We start from the raw sequence: 2,119 nt of genomic DNA, 5'->3' as shown, positions 1-2,119 counted from the left end.
TTCGGCACTTCGTCGTCCCAGATTTACTCTAACGTCTCGCAATCGGAAAATTGATGCGCCCGATTTCGCGACGCCAATCGTACCTTCTCTTGATGCGTACAAACTCGCACGGAGAGAGCTGGCTACAACCCTGATGAGCGCGGGAGTAACGCCGGGCACTTATGAATTGGCGTCTGCGAAATCAATTCTGGATCAGGCACGAGACTCGTTTCGCTCAATCATTCACGAGCGCATCTCTAAGCTGACGCAGGCAGCCACTCTGACGTTTTGCGTTGAACAGATCGCAGCACTTATGATTGAAAATGCTAATGCCGCGGTTCGCGCTCAACTCAGCTTGACGCACGAGGTCAGTTATGACCGAGCTCAGGCGGCCGCTGAGATACACGACAAATTTGCGCAAGATAGTCGAAATTACCGATACATGCTCGAAGCTTGTCTAAGTATGTCCGTTAGCAGCTGTGAAGAGACACCCACAGCCCGAATTCTGAATGATCTCTTAGCAGCCATCGACTGGTTGTTCATCTTATATAACGCGAGCGACGTTCTCCACAACGGCATTGACGTAGGTGGCATCACAATCGATGCGGATTACATACCAGAGGTGTTCTACTCGCAACTAAACGATGAACAGGAAACCGAATTTGCGCGCGAGCAGGCGGATGCACGGCTAGGGATAAACCTCTCTGAGCCAGACAGAATGCTCGCCGAGTCAGAACGCCTTGCCGACCTTGAACGACTGGATCTGGCATTTGAAGCTGACGTTGGCTTCACGTTCCGACATCTCCTCCAAACCTTGGAGGTCCTCTCATGCTGGCAGCGGGCGCAGAATCACGAGGAGCTCTTGCTTTCTTACCGATCGACGAGTGAAGACATCGTCGACGTCCTGAGGCAATCTATTCCTGATCTCACTCAAGCGTCCGCGTCTGCATTAGTATCTTTCGCGACTCTTGAAGCGAACCAAGTTCGGCGTCTCTTGGGCAGGGCGCGCGATGAGGCCGACGTACCCGTTTGGGATCACAACAAGAGAAGTAGTCGCTACACAATTCGCCCGCTGGTTCCGATCGAGAACGATCTGCTGGTTTGGAGCGCGCCTTCCGCGCAATTAGCCGGTCGAATATGGCTCAACTCTGTAACGGACGGTTATCTGCCGGCTGATTTCGAGTGGCCCGCCGTGGTTCCTATAGTACGATCTATAAAAGAACGTCTGGAAGCTCTCTTGGAAAATCGAGCCGCCGAGATATGCCGCCGCGGCACAAGCTTTGTCGAAAAAGGTATCGACTTCAAATCGCGATTTCCATCAGAAAGTTTTGACGACGTGGGCGACTTTGACGTTCTCGCCTATTGGCCTGCTTCGAACACTTGGATTTCAGCTGAATGCAAATACAATCAACCTCCATTTTGCCTAAAGGACGCCAGACGCCTCCGCGAAAGAATATTCGGCCGCCCACCTGATCGCGGTCACTTCTCAAAGATCGAAAGGCGACGCGAGTTTTTAAATCAAAACCGAGAGCGCCTGAGGCGACTCCTGAATTGGCCCGAGTCCGGCGCAGAATTCAAGATTTTTGAATTGTATGTCAGCCGAGATATATACTGGTGGATGCGCAATCCGCCTTTCGCAGTTTCCACGGACTTTGTCCGGATCGACGCTCTAGATCACTGGCTTCGCGTCAGAATGCTGATTACTGAAGAGCGCGACCGGTGAGCGTCGGTCAATAAAGTGGGGTATTTGCTGTGACTCAAACTGACCCGCCACCAACATTCGGCGGCGCACGTCTGACTCATTGGATTATATTTTCCAGTTGCCTAGACTGACTCATTGGAGTAGCCTTCCTCATGGCCCGAACGGCTCCGATCAGCGTCGTCGAAACGCCGGAATTCCTGTCGGCGACCCGCAAGCTCATGAGCGACGAGGAACGGGCGCTTCTGGTGGATTATCTCGCCTACAATCCGATGGCCGGCGATCTGATCCCCGGAACGGGCGGCGTGCGGAAGCTGCGCTGGGGATTGGAAGGCCGCGGCAAGCGAGGCGGGGCGCGGGTGATCTATTTCCACCACGACGCCGGCATGCCGCTCTTCGCTCTGACGGCCTTCGCCAAGAATGAGCGGGCCGATTTGAGCC

Annotated in this window: 2 protein-coding genes; both read left to right on the top strand. The window is 53.9% G+C overall.

All coding sequences use genetic code 11. From position 1 onward, the window contains the following. On the top strand, positions 1–1,702 hold a 1,702-nt coding region (locus A1351_RS07380), incomplete at its 5' end, for a hypothetical protein (RefSeq protein ID WP_210178246.1). Positions 1,703–1,833: 131 nt separating this feature from the next. Then, on the top strand, positions 1,834–2,119 hold a 286-nt coding region (locus tag A1351_RS07375), incomplete at its 3' end, for an addiction module toxin RelE (RefSeq protein ID WP_198162268.1).

This window comes from Methylosinus sp. R-45379, from assembly GCF_001644125.1.
Classification (GTDB): domain Bacteria; phylum Pseudomonadota; class Alphaproteobacteria; order Rhizobiales; family Beijerinckiaceae; genus Methylosinus.
This window is presented reverse-complemented; position numbering and strand designations above follow the sequence as displayed.